The 18,955-nt window shown below is 53.3% G+C and carries 21 protein-coding genes; 16 read left to right on the top strand and 5 right to left on the bottom strand.

Annotated features, from left to right (window positions below; genetic code table 11):
• Window positions 1–5: 5 nt before the first annotated feature.
• A complete protein-coding gene (gene ehaB / locus JY391_RS16830) occupies window positions 6–2,927 on the top strand; it encodes an autotransporter adhesin EhaB (RefSeq protein ID WP_211934680.1) in 2,922 nt (973 codons plus the stop codon).
• 91 nt (window positions 2,928–3,018) lie between these two features.
• On the top strand, window positions 3,019–3,645 hold the full coding sequence (gene iprA / locus JY391_RS16825) for a hydrogen peroxide resistance inhibitor IprA (RefSeq protein ID WP_060569088.1): 627 nt from the start codon (window positions 3,019–3,021) through the stop codon (window positions 3,643–3,645).
• Here the strand turns inward: iprA and ampH are convergent, their stop codons facing one another.
• Window positions 3,646–4,803: a D-alanyl-D-alanine-carboxypeptidase/endopeptidase AmpH gene (gene ampH / locus JY391_RS16820; RefSeq protein ID WP_042286067.1), complete on the bottom strand. Its 1,158-nt coding sequence runs from the start codon at window positions 4,801–4,803 to the stop codon at window positions 3,646–3,648.
• A gap of 342 nt (window positions 4,804–5,145) precedes the next feature.
• Between ampH and sbmA the strand changes: the two genes are divergently transcribed.
• Both sbmA and JY391_RS16810 read left to right on the top strand, forming a co-directional pair.
• A complete protein-coding gene (gene sbmA, locus JY391_RS16815; RefSeq protein ID WP_042286065.1) occupies window positions 5,146–6,366 on the top strand; it encodes a peptide antibiotic transporter SbmA in 1,221 nt (406 codons plus the stop codon).
• Window positions 6,367–6,380: 14 nt separating this feature from the next.
• Window positions 6,381–7,475, top strand: coding sequence for a DUF1615 domain-containing protein (locus JY391_RS16810; protein WP_200033505.1), 1,095 nt, complete (start codon window positions 6,381–6,383; stop codon window positions 7,473–7,475).
• A 36-nt stretch (window positions 7,476–7,511) separates the two neighbouring features.
• On the opposite strand, the gene JY391_RS16805 is transcribed toward JY391_RS16810, so the two are convergent.
• Complete coding sequence (locus tag JY391_RS16805) at window positions 7,512–7,820, bottom strand: YaiY family protein (RefSeq protein ID WP_012904778.1); 309 nt, start codon at window positions 7,818–7,820, stop codon at window positions 7,512–7,514.
• Window positions 7,821–8,078: 258 nt separating this feature from the next.
• Here JY391_RS16805 and JY391_RS16800 point away from each other — a divergent pair, with 258 nt between their 5' ends.
• Window positions 8,079–8,297 carry a DUF2754 family protein gene (locus tag JY391_RS16800; protein WP_211934679.1) on the top strand — a complete coding sequence of 73 codons (219 nt, stop codon included), beginning with the start codon at window positions 8,079–8,081 and terminating at the stop codon, window positions 8,295–8,297.
• Between the two features lie 54 nt (window positions 8,298–8,351).
• Here the strand turns inward: JY391_RS16800 and ddlA are convergent, their stop codons facing one another.
• Window positions 8,352–9,446: a D-alanine--D-alanine ligase gene (ddlA, locus tag JY391_RS16795; RefSeq protein ID WP_181821888.1), complete on the bottom strand. Its 1,095-nt coding sequence runs from the start codon at window positions 9,444–9,446 to the stop codon at window positions 8,352–8,354.
• A gap of 105 nt (window positions 9,447–9,551) precedes the next feature.
• Here ddlA and JY391_RS16790 point away from each other — a divergent pair, with 105 nt between their 5' ends.
• The 6 genes from JY391_RS16790 (at window position 9,552) to adrA (ending at window position 14,297) form a co-directional block, all read left to right on the top strand.
• Window positions 9,552–10,235, top strand: a complete 684-nt coding sequence (locus JY391_RS16790) for an extensin-like domain-containing protein (protein ID WP_042286057.1) — start codon at window positions 9,552–9,554, stop codon at window positions 10,233–10,235.
• A 167-nt stretch (window positions 10,236–10,402) separates the two neighbouring features.
• Window positions 10,403–11,608, top strand: a complete 1,206-nt coding sequence (locus JY391_RS16785) for a multidrug efflux MFS transporter (RefSeq protein WP_211934678.1) — start codon at window positions 10,403–10,405, stop codon at window positions 11,606–11,608.
• A gap of 254 nt (window positions 11,609–11,862) precedes the next feature.
• Window positions 11,863–12,123, top strand: a complete 261-nt coding sequence (iraP, locus tag JY391_RS16780; RefSeq protein WP_042286052.1) for an anti-adapter protein IraP — start codon at window positions 11,863–11,865, stop codon at window positions 12,121–12,123.
• Between the two features lie 299 nt (window positions 12,124–12,422).
• Window positions 12,423–12,548 carry a hypothetical protein gene (locus JY391_RS23890; protein WP_267876732.1) on the top strand — a complete coding sequence of 42 codons (126 nt, stop codon included), beginning with the start codon at window positions 12,423–12,425 and terminating at the stop codon, window positions 12,546–12,548.
• 213 nt (window positions 12,549–12,761) lie between these two features.
• Window positions 12,762–13,082, top strand: a complete 321-nt coding sequence (psiF, locus tag JY391_RS16775) for a phosphate starvation-inducible protein PsiF (RefSeq protein ID WP_060569081.1) — start codon at window positions 12,762–12,764, stop codon at window positions 13,080–13,082.
• Between the two features lie 114 nt (window positions 13,083–13,196).
• Window positions 13,197–14,297 carry a diguanylate cyclase AdrA gene (adrA, locus tag JY391_RS16770; RefSeq protein ID WP_211934677.1) on the top strand — a complete coding sequence of 367 codons (1,101 nt, stop codon included), beginning with the start codon at window positions 13,197–13,199 and terminating at the stop codon, window positions 14,295–14,297.
• A gap of 15 nt (window positions 14,298–14,312) precedes the next feature.
• Here adrA and proC read toward each other — a convergent pair whose 3' ends face one another.
• Window positions 14,313–15,122 (bottom strand): pyrroline-5-carboxylate reductase, encoded by an 810-nt coding sequence (gene proC, locus JY391_RS16765; RefSeq protein WP_042286044.1) that lies wholly within the window; start codon window positions 15,120–15,122, stop codon window positions 14,313–14,315.
• A gap of 147 nt (window positions 15,123–15,269) precedes the next feature.
• Between proC and JY391_RS16760 the strand changes: the two genes are divergently transcribed.
• From JY391_RS16760 to ppnP, 5 genes are all read left to right on the top strand, one after another.
• On the top strand, window positions 15,270–15,719 hold the full coding sequence (locus tag JY391_RS16760; RefSeq protein ID WP_042286041.1) for a YaiI/YqxD family protein: 450 nt from the start codon (window positions 15,270–15,272) through the stop codon (window positions 15,717–15,719).
• 192 nt (window positions 15,720–15,911) lie between these two features.
• A complete protein-coding gene (aroL, locus tag JY391_RS16755; protein WP_181821885.1) occupies window positions 15,912–16,457 on the top strand; it encodes a shikimate kinase AroL in 546 nt (181 codons plus the stop codon).
• 27 nt (window positions 16,458–16,484) lie between these two features.
• Entirely contained in the window at window positions 16,485–16,676 is a 192-nt protein-coding gene (gene yaiA / locus JY391_RS16750; protein ID WP_042286035.1) for a protein YaiA, read from the top strand.
• A 259-nt stretch (window positions 16,677–16,935) separates the two neighbouring features.
• Window positions 16,936–17,613, top strand: coding sequence for an AroM family protein (locus tag JY391_RS16745; RefSeq protein ID WP_042286031.1), 678 nt, complete (start codon window positions 16,936–16,938; stop codon window positions 17,611–17,613).
• 70 nt (window positions 17,614–17,683) lie between these two features.
• Entirely contained in the window at window positions 17,684–17,968 is a 285-nt protein-coding gene (gene ppnP, locus JY391_RS16740; RefSeq protein ID WP_042286027.1) for a pyrimidine/purine nucleoside phosphorylase, read from the top strand.
• 66 nt (window positions 17,969–18,034) lie between these two features.
• Here the strand turns inward: ppnP and rdgC are convergent, their stop codons facing one another.
• Window positions 18,035–18,946 (bottom strand): recombination-associated protein RdgC, encoded by a 912-nt coding sequence (rdgC, locus tag JY391_RS16735; protein WP_042286024.1) that lies wholly within the window; start codon window positions 18,944–18,946, stop codon window positions 18,035–18,037.
• Between the last annotated feature and the right edge of the window lie 9 nt (window positions 18,947–18,955).

The raw sequence follows: 18,955 nt of genomic DNA, 5'->3' as shown, positions 1-18,955 counted from the left end.
GACAAATGCACTCCTGGAAAAAGAAACTTGTAGTCTCACAATTAGCATTGGCTTGCACTCTGGCAATCACTTCTCAGGCGAATGCTTCAACGGATATCTCCGGCACAACGTATAATACGTTTGTGCACTATGATAATTCCTCTTACGCTGACGGCGTCTATTTTGAAGGTTATGTCGGCTGGAATAACTACGCTACGGACAGCGTATACAACGGAGATATTTACCCGGTTATCAAGAATGCAACCGTTAATGGCGTCATTTCAACGTATTACCTGGATGATGGTCTGAGCACCAACACCAATGACAACAGCCTGACGATCAAAAACAGTACCGTTCACGGTATGATCACCTCGGAATGCATGACCACCGATTGTGTGGGCCGTGACACCACGGGGTATGTTTACGACCGCCTGACGCTCACCGTTGATAACTCGACCATCGACGATAACTACGAACACTATACCTACAACGGCACCTATACCGACGGCACAGCGGATACCCATGTTGTCGACGTGTATAATATGGGCACCGCGATTACCCTGGATCAGGAAGTTGATCTGACTATCGCCAATAATTCTCACGTGGCGGGTATTACGCTGACTCAGGGGTACGAGTGGCAAGATGTTGACGACAATACGGTCAGCACTGGCGTTAACAGCGGCGAAATTTTCAACAACACAATTACCGTTACCGATTCTACTGTGACCTCAGGGTCTCTCTCCGACGAAGGCACGTCAGGTTGGTTTGGCAACAATAACAATGCCAGCGATTACAGTGGCGAATACAGTGCGGATGACGTCGCCTTAGCCGTGGTTGCCACGCCGGCAGCCGATAATGCAATGCAAACCACTGCGTATCTGAGCAATTCCTCGCTGATGGGGGATGTGGTCTTCTCCAGCAACTTTGACGAGAACTTCTTCCCGAACGGTGCGGACAGCTATCGCGATACTGACGACCACGTGGACACTAACGGCTGGGATGGCACCGATCGTCTGGATCTGACGCTGGACAACGGCACTAAGTGGGTTGGCGCGGCGATGTCTGTTCATCAGACGGATACCGATGGCGACGGTATTTACGACAGCGTTGCTGCAGGTACTGACGCAACCTCTACGCTGATTGATATCGCCGCTAACAGCCTGTGGCCGTGGTCAACCTATGGCGTGGATAACAGCGACACTGCCTACGGTGAAGATGGTCACGTCATTGGCAACAACGTATATCAAAGCGGTTTATTCAACGTCACGCTGAATAATGGTTCTCAGTGGGATACGACGAAGTCCTCTCTGATCGATACCCTGAACATCAACAGCGGTTCTGTCGTGAATGTTGCAGATTCTTCACTGGTTTCTGACACCATCGCACTGACCGGCGGCGCGGCGCTGAATATCAATGAAGATGGTCATGTTGCGACCGATGCGCTGACCATCGACAACAGTACCGTGACCATTGCTGATGATGTCTCTGCGGGCTGGGGCACTAATGATGCGGCACTGTATGCCAACTCGATCACGGTGACCAACGACGGCGTACTGGACGTGGGCAATAGCACCGCGTATGCACTGCAAGCGGATACCCTGAACCTGACCAGTTATACTGACGCCAACGGCAACGTACACGCCGGTGTCTTTGATGTTCACAGCAACAGTTTCGTGCTGGACGCCGATCTGACTAACGATCGTACCTGGGACAACAGCCAGTCTAACTACGGCTACGGCGTTATCGCCATGAACTCTGATGGTCACCTGACCATTAACGGTAACGGCGATGCGTATAGCGCGGACCTGGCTGAAGTTGATAATGCGGGTGATGGCGTTGCGGCTGCAACCGGCAACTACAAAGTGCGTATCGACAACGCGACGGGCGAAGGCGCTGTTGCGGATTATCAGGGCAAAGAGCTGATCTACGTAAACGATAAGAACAGCACTGCCACCTTCTCCGCCGCTAACAAAGCGGATCTGGGTGCCTACACCTATCAGGCGCAGCAGGAAGGCAATACCGTTGTTCTGCAGCAGATGGAGCTGACAGACTATGCGAACATGGCGCTGAGCATCCCGTCTGCTAACAACAATATCTGGAATCTGGAGCAGGACACTGTAGGGACTCGTCTGACCAACGCGCGTCACGGTCTGGCTGATAACGGCGGCGCATGGGTGAGCTACTTCGGCGGCAGCTTCAGCGGCGACAACGGCACCATTAACTACGATCAGGAAGTTAACGGCATCATGGTCGGTGTTGATACCAAAATTGATGGTAACAACGCGAAATGGATCGTCGGTGCCGCGGCAGGCTTCGGCAAAGGCGACATGAGCGACCATACCGGTCAGGTGGATCAGGACAGCCAGTCCGCGTACATCTACTCTTCCGCGCGTTTTGCAAACAACATCTTTGTTGATGGCAACATGAGCTACTCGCATTTCAACAACGATCTGTCCGCCAACATGAGTAATGGACAGTATGTTGATGGCAGCGCGTCTACGGATGCCTGGGGCTTCGGTCTGAAACTGGGTTATGACTGGAAACTGGGCGATGCGGGTTACCTGACGCCGTACGGCAGCGTGTCTGGCCTGTTCCAGTCTGGCGACGACTACCAGCTGAGCAACAATCTGCAGGTTGACGGTCAGTCTTACGACAGCATGCGTTATGAACTGGGTGTTGACGCAGGTTATACCTTCGCTTACAGCGAAGATCAGGCGCTGACGCCATACTTCAAACTGGCCTACGTCTATGACGATGCCAATAACGATGCTGACGTAAACGGTGACTCCATCGATAACGGCACTGAAGGTTCCGCCGTTCGCGTGGGCCTGGGTACACAGTTCAGCTTCACCAAAAACTTCAGCGCATACACCGATGCTAACTACCTCGGTGGCGGCGATGTCGACCAGGACTGGTCTGCTAACGTCGGCGTTAAATACACCTGGTAATCGTTCCCGAGTGGAACAGATGTAAGCGTATTTAAATTGGTAAACAATGCCCGTCAAGGATTTGACGGGCATTAATGCAAGGAACGCTAATATGTTGCCTGTCAGTAAACCATTAACCGAATTCGCTCGGCTCGACGCATGTTTATCAAAATATGGAACGCGTTTTGAGTTTTCCCGTAATGAGAAACAGACTCTTTATTCCAGTGATGTGAATCGTGATAACACCGTAGTTATCCTTGATGGCATCATTTCATTAAGACGGCAGGAACACATTTTGGTCGGCATAGGGCAGGCGCCTTTTATCATGGGCCTTGCTAACGGCGTGATGGAAAACAACGTGCCGTATGAGCTGATCTCTGATGGAACTTGTTCCGGTTATTTTCTGCCTTCATCGCAAACCGTGACTCTTATCGAAGAGTGCCAGTTGTGGCGTGATGCATTTTGCTGGCTGGCGTGGCTGAACCGCATTCTTGAACTGCGCGATCTGCAACTGATCGGCAACAACTCCTATGAACAAATTCGTTCGACCCTGTTTTCAATGAATGAATGGGAGGAAGGATTACGCGCACGGGTTGGCGTCATGAATTATATTCACCAGCGCACGCGTATATCCCGCTCGGTGGTAGCGGAAGTGTTGGCGGCATTACGTAAGGGCGGCTATATCGAAATGAATAAAGGCAAACTGGTGGGAATTAACCGTCTGCCTTCAGAATACTGATCAGGATGCCGGAACCACTAACGGTTTATTTTCGCTCAGTTCGACGACCAGATCGTTAATACCGTCACTCATATTTTTGAAACGCGTCAGCGGTGAGCGCGTCACGACCACAAACGCCCCGACGTTTTGCTGAGGAATCATCGCCATATAGGTAATGAATCCACCACCGCCGCCGGTTTTTTGAATAATGCCCGGACGGCCCTCTTTCGGCGCCATATATACCCAGCCTAAGCCAAGCGCATCTGCTTTACCCGGCACATCCATGCCCGTCACGCGGGTGAGTTGCGCGCGCTGATAGATCAGCGTCTGCATCCTGTCGGCCTGACGACTGCGATGGTAAAAGTCAGAGGACAGATACTGCTGCATCCAGCGCATGATATCGCCCGGCGTTGAATAGACGCCGCCGCTGCCAATCGCTGCAAGGGTGTTATTGCACGGACTGGCGCCTTTTTCCGCCACCATCAGACGCTTGCACTGGTCGGGGGACGGCGTATAGGTCGTGTCTTTCATGCCCAAAGGCCGGGTGATCTTTTCTTCAAAGAGTTGGGTGTAAGGCTTACCGGCGGCGGTAGCCAACGCATCCGCCAGCAGGTCATACGCCAGGTTGGAATATGACGCCTGCGAACCCGGCGCGGCTTTTAGCGTGGCGTTAGAAAGATAGTGCCAACGCTGCTCACGCGTCGGCCAGACAAAAACCGGACGTTTCGCCGCGCCGCCAGGCTGTTCGCGAGGCAGGGCGCTGGTATGCGTCGCCAGGTTCACCAGGGTAATCGGTTTGCCCTGATACGACGGAACATATGCGCCTGGAGGAGCGTATTTACTCAGCGGATCGTCCAGCCTGACTGTGCCCTGGTCGAGCAGCTTCACCAGCATTTCACTGGTCATTAGCTTGGTTATCGAGGCAATACGGATAACCGAGTCCAGCTGTGGGCGCACATTATTACCTGGGCGGGTTTCGCCGAAGCTGCGAAAGACCCGCTGGTTGCCGTCGATCACAACCAGCGCCATCCCCGTTGCGCCGCTGCCATAAAAAATATGATTGGCGTAACGTTCAACGATATCAGATGCGAAAACCGGTTCAGCGATAGGCTGCGCCGCCTGGACTGAGGTCAATGACGCCGCACACAGCGCGGCAGAAAAAAGCAGACTACGTTTCAACGGTGGTGTCCATGCATGAATAAAAGGAAGAAGACAGTTCGTATTTATACTACGGCGCGTTCTTTTTCAAAGCGCTAATTAAAGCAAGGATAGTTATAAAAACGTAACGACGAGTAAATCCACGTTTTTTGCGGCGAAAGAAAGTTCGCTTTTGTGATCCTGAGCGTATAGTAGCCGTCGTTTTTGTGCGGGAGGCTGTAATCCGTCGAAACAATATTTCAGCAATGGCAGACGAACTAAGCGCCGCCATTCTGGTCACAATGGCGGTTTCGCTGGTGTGACGTTTTTACTTTCTTCAGCACAGCCGTTGTCATAACGATAAGAAGTTAGCAGGAGAGCATTATGTTCAAGTCATTTTTCCCGAAGCCGGGACCCTTTTTTCTCTCGGCGTTTATTTGGGCAGTCGCTGCCGTCATTTTCTGGCAGGCGGGTGGGGGAGACTGGGTTGCGCATTTCACCGGCGCAACGGACGACGTGCCCATTAGCGCCGCGCGTTTCTGGTCTTTGAACTACCTGATCTTTTATGCTTATTACGTGCTTTGCGTGGGGGTATTTGCCCTGTTCTGGTTTATCTACAGCCCGCACCGCTGGCAGTACTGGTCGATTCTCGGCACGTCGCTGATTGTCTTTGTCACCTGGTTTCTGGTTGAAGTTGGGGTGGCCGTCAATGCCTGGTATGCGCCCTTTTACGATCTGATTCAGAAAGCGCTTAGCGCTCCTCATACTGTCACAATGGCGCAATTCTACAATGAGTTAGGTATCTTTCTGGGGATCGCGCTGATTGCTGTGGTGATAAGCGTGTTGAACAATTTTTTCGTCAGCCACTATGTGTTCCGTTGGCGTACGGCGATGAATGAATACTACATGGCGCAGTGGCAGCATTTGCGTCATATCGAAGGCGCCGCCCAGCGTGTGCAGGAAGATACCATGCGTTTTGCCTCCACGCTGGAAAGCATGGGCGTGAGCTTTATTAAGGCGATTATGACCTTAATCGCCTTTCTGCCGGTGCTGATTGCGCTTTCTCCACATGTACCGGAACTGCCGATCGTCGGCCATGTGCCTTACGGTCTGGTGATTGCCGCGATTATCTGGTCGCTGATGGGCACCGGTTTGCTGGCGGTGGTTGGGATCAAGCTGCCGGGGCTGGAGTTCAAAAATCAGCGCGTCGAAGCGGCTTATCGTAAAGAGCTGGTGTATGGCGAAGACGACGCCAACCGCGCCACGCCGCCAACGGTTCGTGAATTGTTCAACGCGGTGCGCCAGAACTATTTCCGTCTCTATTTCCACTACATGTATTTTAATATCGCCCGCATTTTGTACCTGCAGGTGGATAACGTTTTCGGCTTGTTCCTGCTGTTTCCGTCGATCGTTGCCGGTACGATTACGCTCGGCCTGATGACGCAAATCACCAATGTGTTTAGCCAGGTACGTGGGGCTTTTCAGTATCTGATAAACTCATGGACCACGCTGGTGGAGCTGATGTCTATCTACAAACGTCTGCGCAGCTTTGAGCGCGAACTGGACGACAACGATATTCAGGCTGTCACCCACACTCTTGGTTAATATAAGGAAGCATTATGTCGGCGGCGTCTCGTCTTTCCCCTTTGTCATTACTGGCCGGGCTGGTCCTTGTTGGATGCAGTACCCAGACGGCGCAGCCGCTAAAAAAAGGGGAGAAAGCCGTCGACGTCGCGAGCGTGGTGCGCCAGAAAATGCCAGCCAGCGTCAAAGACCGCGATAGCTGGGCCAAAGACCTGGCGAAAACCTTTGAGAGCCAGAAGATCGCCCCGACGGAGGAAAACGTCTGTTCGGTGCTGGCGGTCGCACAGCAGGAGTCTAATTATACAGCCGATCCCACCGTGCCGGGGCTGAGCAAAATCGCCTGGCAGGAGATTGACCGCCGCGCCGGGCGCATGCATATTCCGCTTTTTCTGGTGCATACCGCGCTTAAAATCAACTCCCCGAATGGCAAGAGCTACAGCGATCGCCTTGATACGGTGAAAACCGAAAAACAACTTAGCGCGATTTTTGATGATTTCATCAATATGGTGCCGATGGGGCAGACGCTGTTTGGCTCGCTAAATCCGGTTCATACGGGCGGTCCGATGCAGGTCAGCATCGCTTTCGCCGAGCAGCACGCCAACGGTTACCCGTGGACGATGGACGGAACGGTGCGTCAGGAAGTCTTCACCCGTCGCGGCGGACTGTGGTTTGGGACCTACCATCTGCTCAATTATCCGGCGAACTACAGCGCGCCAATTTTCCGCTTTGCCGACTTTAATGCCGGATGGTATGCCAGCCGTAATGCCGCTTTCCAGAATGCCGTCAGCAAAGCCAGCGGCGTAAAACTGGCGCTGGACGGCGATTTGATCGCGTATGGCAGCAAGGCGGCGGGCAAAACCGAGCTGGCGGTGCGTAAGCTGGCGAACAAACTGGATCTCAGTGAAAGCGCTATCCGTCGACAGCTGGAAAAAGGTGACAGCCTGGCGTTCGAAGAGACGGATCTGTACAAAGGGGTCTACGCTCTCGCCGAGAAGAAAACGGGTAAAGCATTACCGCGAGAGATGCTGCCGGGTATTCAACTGGAAAGTCCCAAGATTACCCGTAATCTGACGACGGCGTGGTTCGCAAAACGGGTAGACGATCGACGGGCGAGATGTATGAAGCTGTAGCGGGTCGGGTGAGGGAATCCCACCCGACAGGAAAGATTAGTGATGGCGATGCCGCCAGTGCAGGAAGGCGGCAATCACGCCGAAAATCAGACTGCCGACCAGAAACGGCACCAGGCCAAATATTGTACCGACGCCCAGCCCGATTTCGACGCGCGGACGTCCCGTCTCCTGAACCTGCATCAGATGCTCATATACACCCGGCGCGTGAACCAACAGGTTCAGGATCTGCGCGCCAGCCCAGAAACAAAACAGCACAAACACCGCATACGCGATGTTGCCAGGGGTAGAGGAGGTTTCTCGATGTTTCCCATTAAACAGGGATTTTGAGAGAGTGAAATCAGCCATAAATGACCTCCGCGGGAATTTCTGCTTTCTGCCTGACATCTGCCAGGAACGTAGTGTGAGTCTGACAGGTCATCGCGTTTGTCAATATCAGAATGATGGTAAATTAAGCCTGGGATGAGTCCTGGAATGCAGATTTTTGCCGCTTGTCACAAATACATTACCTTAATTTAAATTTTGCAACATTTAAGAAATTCCGCATACGGCACAGACGGGTTTCCAGTACTATGCCACTATGCTTTTTTTCGTGCGGGAGACGCTATGAATTTGCCTGTAAAAATCCGCCGCGACTGGCATTACTATGCCTTCGCCATCGGGCTTATTTTTATTCTTAACGGTGTCGTCGGGTTGCTGGGATTTGAAGCTAAAGGCTGGCAAACCTATGCAGTGGGCGCAGTCACCTGGGTGATGAGCTTCTGGCTGGCGGGGCTGATCATTCGTCGTCGTGTGGAAGATGACGACGTTGCGTCAGTCAAATAATGTGCATTTGAGCGCCCGGTAAGCCTGACGCTACCGGGCAATCAAAAGTGCAGATTACATGGTCGTTTTCAGGGCGTTATCCGCCGCGTGACGCTCCAGCGCCAGCTCGATTAACCGGGTGATCAGGTCGGTGTAGCCTAACCCACTGGCCTGCCACAGTTTCGGATACATACTGATATTGGTGAATCCCGGCAGGGTGTTGATCTCATTGATCACCACCTCGTTATCCGCCGTTAAAAAGACATCCACCCGCGCCATACCGGCGCAGCCCAGCGTCTGGTAAGCCTGGATCGCGATATCACGGATCTTGTCGTTAACCTCAGGCGCGATCGCCGCAGGCACCACAACCTTCGCGCCGTTGTCGTCAATGTATTTGGTGTCGTAGGCATAGAAATCGCTGTTCAGCACGATCTCGCCGCAGGTGCTCGCTTGCGGATGATCGTTGCCGAGGACCGCGCATTCGATCTCGCGACCCTTGATCCCCTGTTCCACCACCACTTTGTGATCGAATCCGAACGCCAGTTCGATCGCCTGCGCATACTGCGCTTCACTGGTGACTTTACTGACGCCAACGGATGAGCCCTGGTTGGCAGGCTTCACGAAAAGCGGCAGACCAAGACGCGCTTCTACGTCGGCAAAGCTGATAGCGTGACGGTTGGCACGGGTGAGGGTGATAAAGGGCGCGATATTCAGCCCGGCATCACGCAGCAGACGCTTGGTGACGTCTTTATCCATACATGCCGCGGAGCCCAGCACGTCGGAACCGACAAACGGCAAATTCGCCACCCGCAGCATGCCCTGCAATGAGCCGTCTTCGCCCAGCGTGCCGTGAACGATCGGAAAAATTACGTCAACTGTCGGCAACGGCTGCGCGGTTTGCGCGTCAATCAGCTGCTGCTCATGTTTACCCGGCACCTGCGCGAGGCTGGTAGTGGAAGGGCGCAGCGCAATGCGCGCCGGATTGTCGGCGTTGAGCAGGTAATTTTCGGCATCGCTGACGTGCCACTGCCCTTGTTTATCAATGCCTAAAAGCACAACGTCAAAGCGGGTCTTGTCGATGGCATCGACAATATTTTTTGCCGATTGCAATGACACTTCATGTTCCGCTGATTTCCCACCAAATACGATTCCTACCCGCAATTTTGCCATCTTAAAACCCATTCCATCGAACGCAAAGCGTATACATTACCACGACAAAACGAGGGATTCGCGGGCTTCTGCCATAATGTTAAGCAGAAACGCAAAGGAGGGGGCGTGAAAGGTAAAGGCTGGCTGTTTATTATTCTCTTGGGCGTGGCGGGGGGCGTGGGGTACCGGTATCTGCCGTCATATTACAATCCCTTTACGCCGCTCGGGCTGACCGATCCGCCCAACTGGCTGACCAAATTCAAGCTTCAGCGGCTGACGAAAGATCAATGTCAGACATTGCTGCAACAGGCGAACCAGCGAAAGCTGATCTCCTCGCAGCCGGTGGCCGACAGTGCGGGCGACTGTCCGTTAACCGACGTGGTGCGCGTCAGGGATTTCGGCGCGGTCAAACTGAGCAGCAGCTTTCTCGCTTCCTGCCCGCTGGCGCTCAGCGCAGCGCTGTTTGTTGAACAGCAGGCGCGGCCGTTAACCGAGCAGTTTATGGCCAGCAGGCTGACGCGTATCGATCACCTGGGCAGCTTCGCCTGCCGCAATATCTACCACCGTCCCGACGCGCGCCGAAGCGAACACGCCAGCGCGCAGGCGCTGGATATCAGCGGCTTTCGCCTTGCCGACGGGCGAAACATAAGCGTGCTGCGCGGCTGGAAGCAGGATGAAAGCGCCCCCTGGCTGCGCACGATGCTCAGCGCGAGCTGTCAGTACTTTGGTAACGGGTTGGGTCCGGAGTATAACGCCGCGCACGCTAACCATTTTCACCTCGGCATGCGCGGATACGGCCTTTGTCGTTAAGCATAACGCGCTGCATGTGGGGGTCATTTATGTGATTTATTTCACAAATCTGATGAACGGGAAGATAAAATAGCAAACTCAGACCCATCGCATCTCTTGAACCATTCCGCGGCTGCATTATTGCTAAACTGTGCTGCGTTTTCAGTACGTTATCACAACGAGTATTTATGGAATCCTGGAAAGTTAACCTCATTTCCGTCTGGTTCGGCTGCTTTTTCACCGGTCTGGCAATCAGTCAAATCCTGCCGTTCTTGCCGTTGTATATTTCACAATTAGGGGTTTCCTCCCACGAAGCGCTCTCGATGTGGTCTGGTCTGACTTTCAGTATCACCTTTCTTATCTCCGCCATTGTCTCGCCCCTGTGGGGCAGTCTCGCCGATCGCAAGGGCCGTAAGCTGATGCTGCTGCGCGCGTCCTTAGGCATGGCGATAGCGATTCTGCTACAGGCATTTGCCACAAACGTCTGGCAGCTGTTTTTGCTGCGCGGCATTATGGGGCTCACTTCCGGCTATATTCCTAATGCGATGGCGCTGGTCGCGTCGCAGGTTCCGCGCGAACGAAGCGGATGGGCGCTCAGTACGCTGGCGACCGCACAAATTAGCGGCGTGATTGGCGGCCCGCTGATGGGCGGCTTTATTGCCGACCATGTCGGGCTACGACCCGTCTTTTTTATTACCGCAATGCTGTTGATGGTGAGCTTTCTGGTGACCTTCTTTTTAATCAAAGAAGGCGTGCGTCCGACACTGAAAAAGAGTGAACGTCTGAGCGGCAGGGCGGTTTTTGCTTCGCTCCCGTACCCGGCGTTAGTTATTAGCCTGTTTTTCACCACGCTGGTCATTCAACTGTGCAATGGCTCCATTAGTCCGATTCTGGCGTTGTTTATTAAGTCGATGGCGCCGGACAGCAATAACATCGCTTTTCTGAGCGGATTCATTGCCTCGGTGCCGGGTATTTCCGCACTCATCTCTGCGCCGCGACTGGGAAAGCTGGGCGATCGAATCGGCACGGAGCGCATTTTAATGGCGACGCTTATCTGTGCGGTGGTGTTGTTTTTCGCTATGTCATGGGTCACTACGCCTTTTCAGCTTGGCGTACTGCGTTTTCTGCTCGGGTTTGCCGATGGCGCGATGCTGCCTGCGGTACAAACGCTGCTGGTGAAATACTCCAGTGAGCAAATTACCGGACGTATTTTTGGTTATAATCAGTCGTTTATGTATCTTGGCAACGTTGCGGGGCCGTTAATGGGCGCGACGGTCTCGGCAATGGCCGGTTTCCGCTGGGTATTTATTGCCACCGCGGTCATTGTGCTAATCAACATTGTTCAGTTAATGCTGACGTTACGCCAGCGGGAAAAAAGTCGTACAACGGGTTGAATTAATAAAAGAAAGTGACTTAAGTTAAATCCATGCATTTTTATCATAACTTTAGATTATGGCTGGAGGTGATTATTTATTTGCTTTCTTTAATTTCAGTCTTCCTCACTGCTGGCGAGAAACGTTTCGCTATCGTTAATTTGTGATTATTTACGCAAAGTCATTTCTTTCTTTTAAAAATACTACCCTTCACCTCTAGGCAGCATGAGTTCACAGTGATAACGTCAGGCTTCTTTAGATAAGGGAATACAGTCATGAAAAATCTCATTGCTGAGTTGTTGCTTAAGCTTGCCCAGAAAGAAGAAGAATCGAAGGAACTGGTTGCTCAGGTAGAGGCGTTAGAGATTATCGTCACGGCGATGCTGCGTAATATGGCGAAAAAAGAGCAGGATATCCTGATTCAACAGGTGGAAGGGGCTCTTGACGGGGTAAAGCCGGATGCCAGCATTTCTGATGACGATAAAGAACTGCTGCGCCAGTATGTCCAAAAACTCCTGAAACACCCTCGTTACTAACGTTATTCTTCGTGACAGACGCGTTGGCGGAAATTGACCAGGGCGCTTTTGTCCTGTCCGGCAACGCGAATGTGTTTTGGCTATAAGCAAGAACACGTTGTCATAAACCTGTCACGACATAACGTTATAGTCGCTTTGTTTTTATTATTTTACCCTGAAGACATCCGTTAAAAGTGTGTTGTAGCGTTGGCGCATATAACTCAATGCGTTTTCTACGCACAGCGGGATACATTCATTTGTCGCCTTCCTGCAAGGTCTGTTATTTAGGGTAAGTGAGTATTTTACATGGAGAATATAAAATGAAGCGAAGCGGTAAAACCCTTGCGTTGTTACCGCTGATGTTCATTCCTGCCGGACGCGTTGAAATTCCCGTCATGATGCTATGGCGTCATTTCGAAATAACTGCTGCCGGGGATGTTCTCTGAGGGAAATATGCCGGTGCGCTGGAAAGCGGCGCCGGGTCTGACGTCGTCCACCCCCCGGCAGGATTACTTTTGCTGTCGGGTGGCTTTTTTGAGGTTAGCGACCAGACTTAATGACATCAGTACGAAATCAGGTTCGCGGATCGTCGCCATCCGGCATGGCAAGGCATTTCGCGAAACGCTCGACTGTGTCCTGGTTCAAAAAAGGATGGTGCTATGAAAATAACATTACTGGTAACGCTATTATTTGGTCTGGTCTTTTTAACGACAGTCGGTGCTGCCGAGAAAACACTCACCCCACAACAACAGCGTATGACCACCTGTAATCAGCAGGCGACAGCGCAGGCGCTAAAAGGGGATGCCCGCAAGACGTACATGAGTAATTGCCTTAAAAACAGTCAATCCGATCCTAATGAGAAAAGCCTGACGCCGCAGCAGCAGAAAATGCGTGAGTGCAATTCTCAGGCGACACAGCAGTCGCTGAAAGGTGACGATCGCAGTAAGTTTATGAGCGCCTGCCTGAAGAAAGCGGCCTAAGCGCGTAGTGCTAACGGGTGAGCCGATGGCATCGCTCACCCGAAATCTCATACTTTCCCCGCCACGCTCGTCTCTATAATTTGGGAAATTATTTCTAAATGTTCCCAAAAAATAATGAATGACGATAATTTTTACAAAAATCACATCGCGCCGGATGAGGGCGGTTACATCTCTTTGCAGCACGATCTTCAGCGCTCCGGACTGCGATTCGCCCGGCGCGTCAGACTGCCGCGCGCGGTGGCGCTGGGCGGAATGTTCTTCCCCCTTGCGGCAACCCTGGTCAGCCAGCCGGTAGCAGGGGGCTGGTGGTTAGCGCTGGTTGGCTGGGCGTTCGTCTGGCCGCATCTGGCCTGGCAGATTGCCAGCAGGGCAAGCGATCCGCTGCATCGCGAGTTCAGCAATTTCAAAATAGATGCGATCTTCGCTGGCGTGTGGATTGGGCTGACTGGCGTTAACGCGCTGCCTTCCTGCGCGCTATTGATGATGATGGGGATGAATCTGATGGGCGCGGGCGGTTCGCGGTTGTTTTTCGCCGGAACGGTGCTGATGACATTAGCCACCTTGCTGACACTGCAACTGACCGGCGGCGTGGTGTCGTTTTCCAGCACGCCGCTTGAAGGGGGACTGACGCTGCCCATTATCATCCTCTATCCGCTTTTATTTGCCTGGGTAAGTTACCAGACCGCGACAACGCTGGCGGAGCATAAGCGACGACTAAAGATCATGAGCACCCATGACGGGATGACAGGGGTCTTTAACCGGCGCCACTGGGAGATGTTACTGCGCGCGGAGTTTGAACGCTGTCGCTGGCAGCATTGCGACTGCACGCTCCTGATCATTGATATCGACCATTTCAAGGGAATTAATGACACCTGGGGACACGACGTCGGCGATGAGGCCATTCAGGCGCTGACCCGACAGCTACGGATGACCCTGCGTAGCAGCGACGTGATAGGCCGCTTTGGCGGCGATGAGTTTGCGGTCATTATGCATGGGACGCCAGCCGGCAATGCCATTGCGGCGATGTCGCGGGTTCACGAAGGACTTCGCGCATTACGTCTGCCCTGCGCTCCGCAGGTGATGGTGCATATCAGCGTTGGCGTTGCTCCGCTGACACCGCAGTTTAGCCATTATCGCGAATGGCTGAAGTCCGCCGATCTGGCGCTCTATAAAGCAAAGCACGCCGGACGTAACCGCACCGAAGTGGCGGCGTAACGTCCGGTTGCCTGCTCAGGACTTGCTGAGCTTCTCTGATTTTTCCATACACTTCGCCATCGCTTCGATCACCGCAGCCCGGAACCCGCGCTCTTCGAGGACGCGTACCGCTTCGATGGTGGTACCGCCCGGCGAGCAGACCATATCTTTCAACGCCCCCGGATGCTCACCGGTTTCCAGTACCATCTTTGCGGAGCCCATCACCGCCTGGGCGGCAAATTTATAGGCCTGGGCGCGCGGCATTCCACCCAGCACGGCGGCATCGGCCATCGCTTCGATAAACATAAAGACATAGGCAGGCGCGGATCCGCTGACCCCGACAACCGGATGAATCATCGACTCAGCAATGACCTCCGCTTCGCCAAAGCAGCGGAAAATGTTCAGTACGTCAGCAGTATCTTCAGGCGTCACCAGCGCATTTGGCGTAATGGAGGTCATCCCGGCATTGACCAGCGACGGCGTGTTTGGCATCGCACGAACGATTTTACGGTCATGTCCCAGCGCGCGAGCCAACTGGTCCAGCGTAACGCCCGCGGCAATCGACACCACCAGCGATTCTTTATTCAGGCTGGAGGTGATATCGCTCAGCACTTTGATCATGATACCGGGCTTCACGGCGCCAAAAACAATATCAGCGATCTGCGCCACTTCCTGGGCGGATTGCGCAGCGTTAATGCCGTACTGGTCGCGCAGCGCGGCGACTTTTTCAGGGGAAGGCGTGTAAACCCAAATCTGACCGGGGAGCACCTGACCGCTGGCAATCAGGCCGCCGAGGATCGCTTTACCCATATTACCGCAGCCGATAAAACCGATTTTCTTATCCATCTCGTCACTCCCTATGCGTGATAATTGTTGTTTTGACTGATAAAGCCTAGCTTAACGCGTTATGAAAGAGCCATGAAGGGCAAACAGCACTTTGCCGCAGGGCAAAAGCACGCGACAATAGAAAATTGCCTCTTAACGGGAAACAGTATGACGATTTGGGTTGATGCGGATGCGTGTCCGAACGTAATTAAAGAGATCCTTTTTCGCGCCGCCGGGCGAATGCAACAGACGTTGATCCTGGTGGCGAACCAGACGCTGCGCGTTCCACCGTCGCCGTTTATCCGCACGCTGCGCGTGCCCGCCGGTTTTGATGTGGCGGATAACGAAATCGTGCGCCAGTGCGCAGCAGGCGATCTGGTGATCACCGCGGATATCCCGCTGGCATCGGAAGTGCTGGCGAAAGGCGCCGCAGCGCTCAACCCGCGCGGGGAGCGTTACACCGAGTCGACGATCCGCGAGCGTCTGACCATGCGCGACTTTATGGATACCCTCCGCGCCAGCGGCATCCAGACCGGCGGGCCGGACAGCCTCTCGCCGCGTGACCGCCAGCACTTCGCGGCTGAGCTGGAGAAGTGGTGGCGGGAAGCTCAGCGCTGAAAAGGATGATGTAATTTATTTTTTACAGTTTTCTCAGCACTGTTTCTTGTTATAGTAGGGATATATTGTTACTTTTAGCCTGATGTGGAAATTAATGTTTACACCTTGGGCTGTCTACGCATTGGGTGGTATGATTATTACTTTCACGACATTTTATTCCGCAACGTCGCGGCTTTTTGGGGAATTCCCGGTATGACGCAACCGCTTTATCTTGTGGGTCCGCGTGGATGTGGAAAGACAACGGTTGGCATGGCGCTGGCGTCGGCAATTAACTGCCGCTTTGTCGATACCGACCAATGGCTACAGTCGCAGATGCAAATGACAGTGGCGGAGATCGTTGAACGGGAAGGCTGGCCTGGGTTTCGCGCCCGGGAAACCGCCGCGCTGGAAGCGGTCACTGCCCCTGCGACGGTCGTGGCTACGGGCGGCGGCATTATTCTGACGGAATACAATCGTCACTTCATGCGCGAAAACGGCATTGTCGTTTATTTAAGCGCGCCGGTGTCCACGCTGGTGGGACGCCTGGAAGCGTCGCCTGAAGAAGAACTGCGCCCGGCGCTAACCGGCAAACCGCTCAGTGAAGAGGTGCGAGAGGTGCTTGCCCAGCGCGACATATTGTATCGCCAGGCGGCCCATTTCATCATTGATGCGTCAAACGCGCCCGACCAGGTGATTTCTGAAATTCGGGGCGCGCTGGCGCAGGTTACGCAGCGTAAACAAGGCGGCGTCTATACTTAAGGTTCATTCTGACAAAAAGGAAGAGCCATGCCGACCAGACCTCCTTATCCACGGGAAGCGTATATTGTCACCATTGAGAAAGGCGCACCGGGTCAGACCGTGACCTGGTATCAGTTGCGTGCCGATCACCCGAAACCCGACTCGTTAATCAGCGAGCATCCGACGGCGCAAGAAGCGATGGATGCGAAAAAGCGTTACGAAGATCCTGAAAAAAGCTGACGCCACAAGCGACTCGGAATGGATTCTGAGTTATCCCTAAACCGAAGCTGCATCACATATTTCGCAGATGACATTTTGTTTCAAAAAAAGAACATTAAACGATAACAATATTTTACTGGAATCATCTGGAATCTTTACATAATACTTTGCCCATCTCCTGCTACGCTTTTTTGCATTTAAATTTGCATCAGGCAAATGTCGGCAGTGGCGTAGAGCATTTGTTCGCAAATAAACGACGAAATATAAAAAGGTGGCAAAAATGAGCGCGTCGTTGGCAATTCTCACTATCGGCGTTGTACCCACGAGCGAAATCCTGCCGCTCCTGACGGAGTACATCGACGAACAGCACATTACCCATCACAGCCTGCTTGGAAAAATGAACCGTGAAGATGTGCTCACGGATTATAAAATTGACGCAGGAGAAGCACCGCTCTTAACCCTGCTTAGCGATAATCAACCGGCCCATGTCTCTAAACAAAAAGTCGAACGCGATCTGCAAAGCGTTATTGAGGTGCTGGATAACCAGGGTTACGACATTATTCTTTTGATGAGCACCGCGAGCATCAGAAGTATGACCGCCCGTAACAGTATTCTGCTGGAGCCGCGACGTATTATCCCGCCGCTGGTGGCCTCTATCGTTGACGGACATCAGGTGGGCGTTATCGTGCCGGTCGAGGAGCTTATGTCTGCCCAGGCGGAAAAGTGGCAGGTGCTGGCGTCGCCGCCGGTTTATTCACTGGCGAATCCGGTGCATGGCAGCGTCCAGCAGTTGATCGACGCCGGCAAAGCGCTGCTTGAGCAGGGCGCGGATGTGATTATGCTGGACTGCCTGGGATTTCATCAGCGTCACCGCGATGTGCTGCAAAAGTCGTTGGATGTGCCGGTTTTGCTCTCTAATGTATTGATTGCACGGCTGGCTTCTGAATTGCTGGTTTAATTTTGCGTGACAGGCGAAAGGTCAGGACCCTATATTGGGAGTGAATTTAATCACCAGACAGGGTCAGTTTATGCTTCAAAGTAACGAATACTTTTCCGGCAAAGTGAAATCGATCGGCTTTACCAGCAGCAGCACTGGCCGCGCCAGCGTTGGCGTGATGCTGGAAGGGGAATACACGTTTGGTACCGCAGAGCCGGAAGAAATGACGGTAGTGAGCGGCGCGTTGAATGTCCTGTTGCCGGGCGCAACCGAATGGAAAGTGTATGCCGCCGGCGAGGTATTTAACGTCCCTGGCCACAGTGAGTTCCATTTGCAGGTGGCGGAGCCGACCTCCTACCTTTGCCGCTATCTGTAAACGAGAAAGGCCGGATAGCGACACAAAAGCGTCTTGTCCGGCCTTTCCTTGCGCAGCAACCGCGCTTTAGCGCTGGGCTTCTCCACCCAGGCCTTCCACCAGATTCTGGATCAACGCCGCCAGCTCTCCGGTCATCAGGATAAAGTCAGCGTCGAAACGCTGGGCGAAATCTTCCCGATCGATATCTTCGTTTTGATCGCGCAGTTCGTCGCTGAATTTCAGACGCTTAATCGAACCGTCATCGCAAACCATAAACTGAATGCGCTGCTGCCAGTCGAGGGCCAGCTTGGTCACCACTTTACCGGCTTCAATGTGCACCGCGATTTCGTCGCTCACCAGATCCTGTTTTTTCGCCCGGATCACGCCGCCATCTTCCAGCATCGCTTTCAGTTCGGCTTCGTCCAGCAACTGGAAGCCCTGAGCCACGGTGCCGGAACGCACCCATTCAGTGAGCGTCAATTCGATCGGATTTTCCAGCGCCAGCGGAACCACCGGCAGCGAACCGAGGCATTTACGCAGCAGCGCCAGCGTATCTTCCGCTTTTTTGGCGCTGGCGCAGTCCACCATGATCAGCCCGTTAACCGTGTCGATCCACATCATTGTCTGGCTGAAGCGACTGAAGGCGCGCGGCAACAGAGAATGCAGCACTTCATCCTTCAGCGAATCTTTTTCCGTTTTTTTCAGCTTACGCGCTTGCTCGGCTTCCAGCTTGGCGATCTTCGCTTCCAGCGCCTGTTTGATGACCGGCGAAGGCAGGATCTTCTCTTCTTTACGCGCGCAAATCAGGATCTGGCCGTTGTGGGCATGCGTCAGTGCATCGCTGTGCGATCCCATTGGCGGCACCCAGCCCATTTTGGCCATATCCTGGCTACCGCAAGGGGTAAACGTCATTGAGGCTAGCTGTTTTTCCATCTCTTCAGCGCGCAACGAAATATCGCGGCTAAGACGGTAAACCATTAAATTTTTGAACCACAGCATGATAATTTC

The sequence above is a fragment of the Citrobacter sedlakii genome, assembly GCF_018128425.1.
Classification (GTDB): Bacteria; Pseudomonadota; Gammaproteobacteria; order Enterobacterales; family Enterobacteriaceae; genus Citrobacter_A; species Citrobacter_A sedlakii.
Note: the sequence above shows the minus strand (reverse complement) of the source record. Positions and strands in the feature narration are given on the sequence as shown.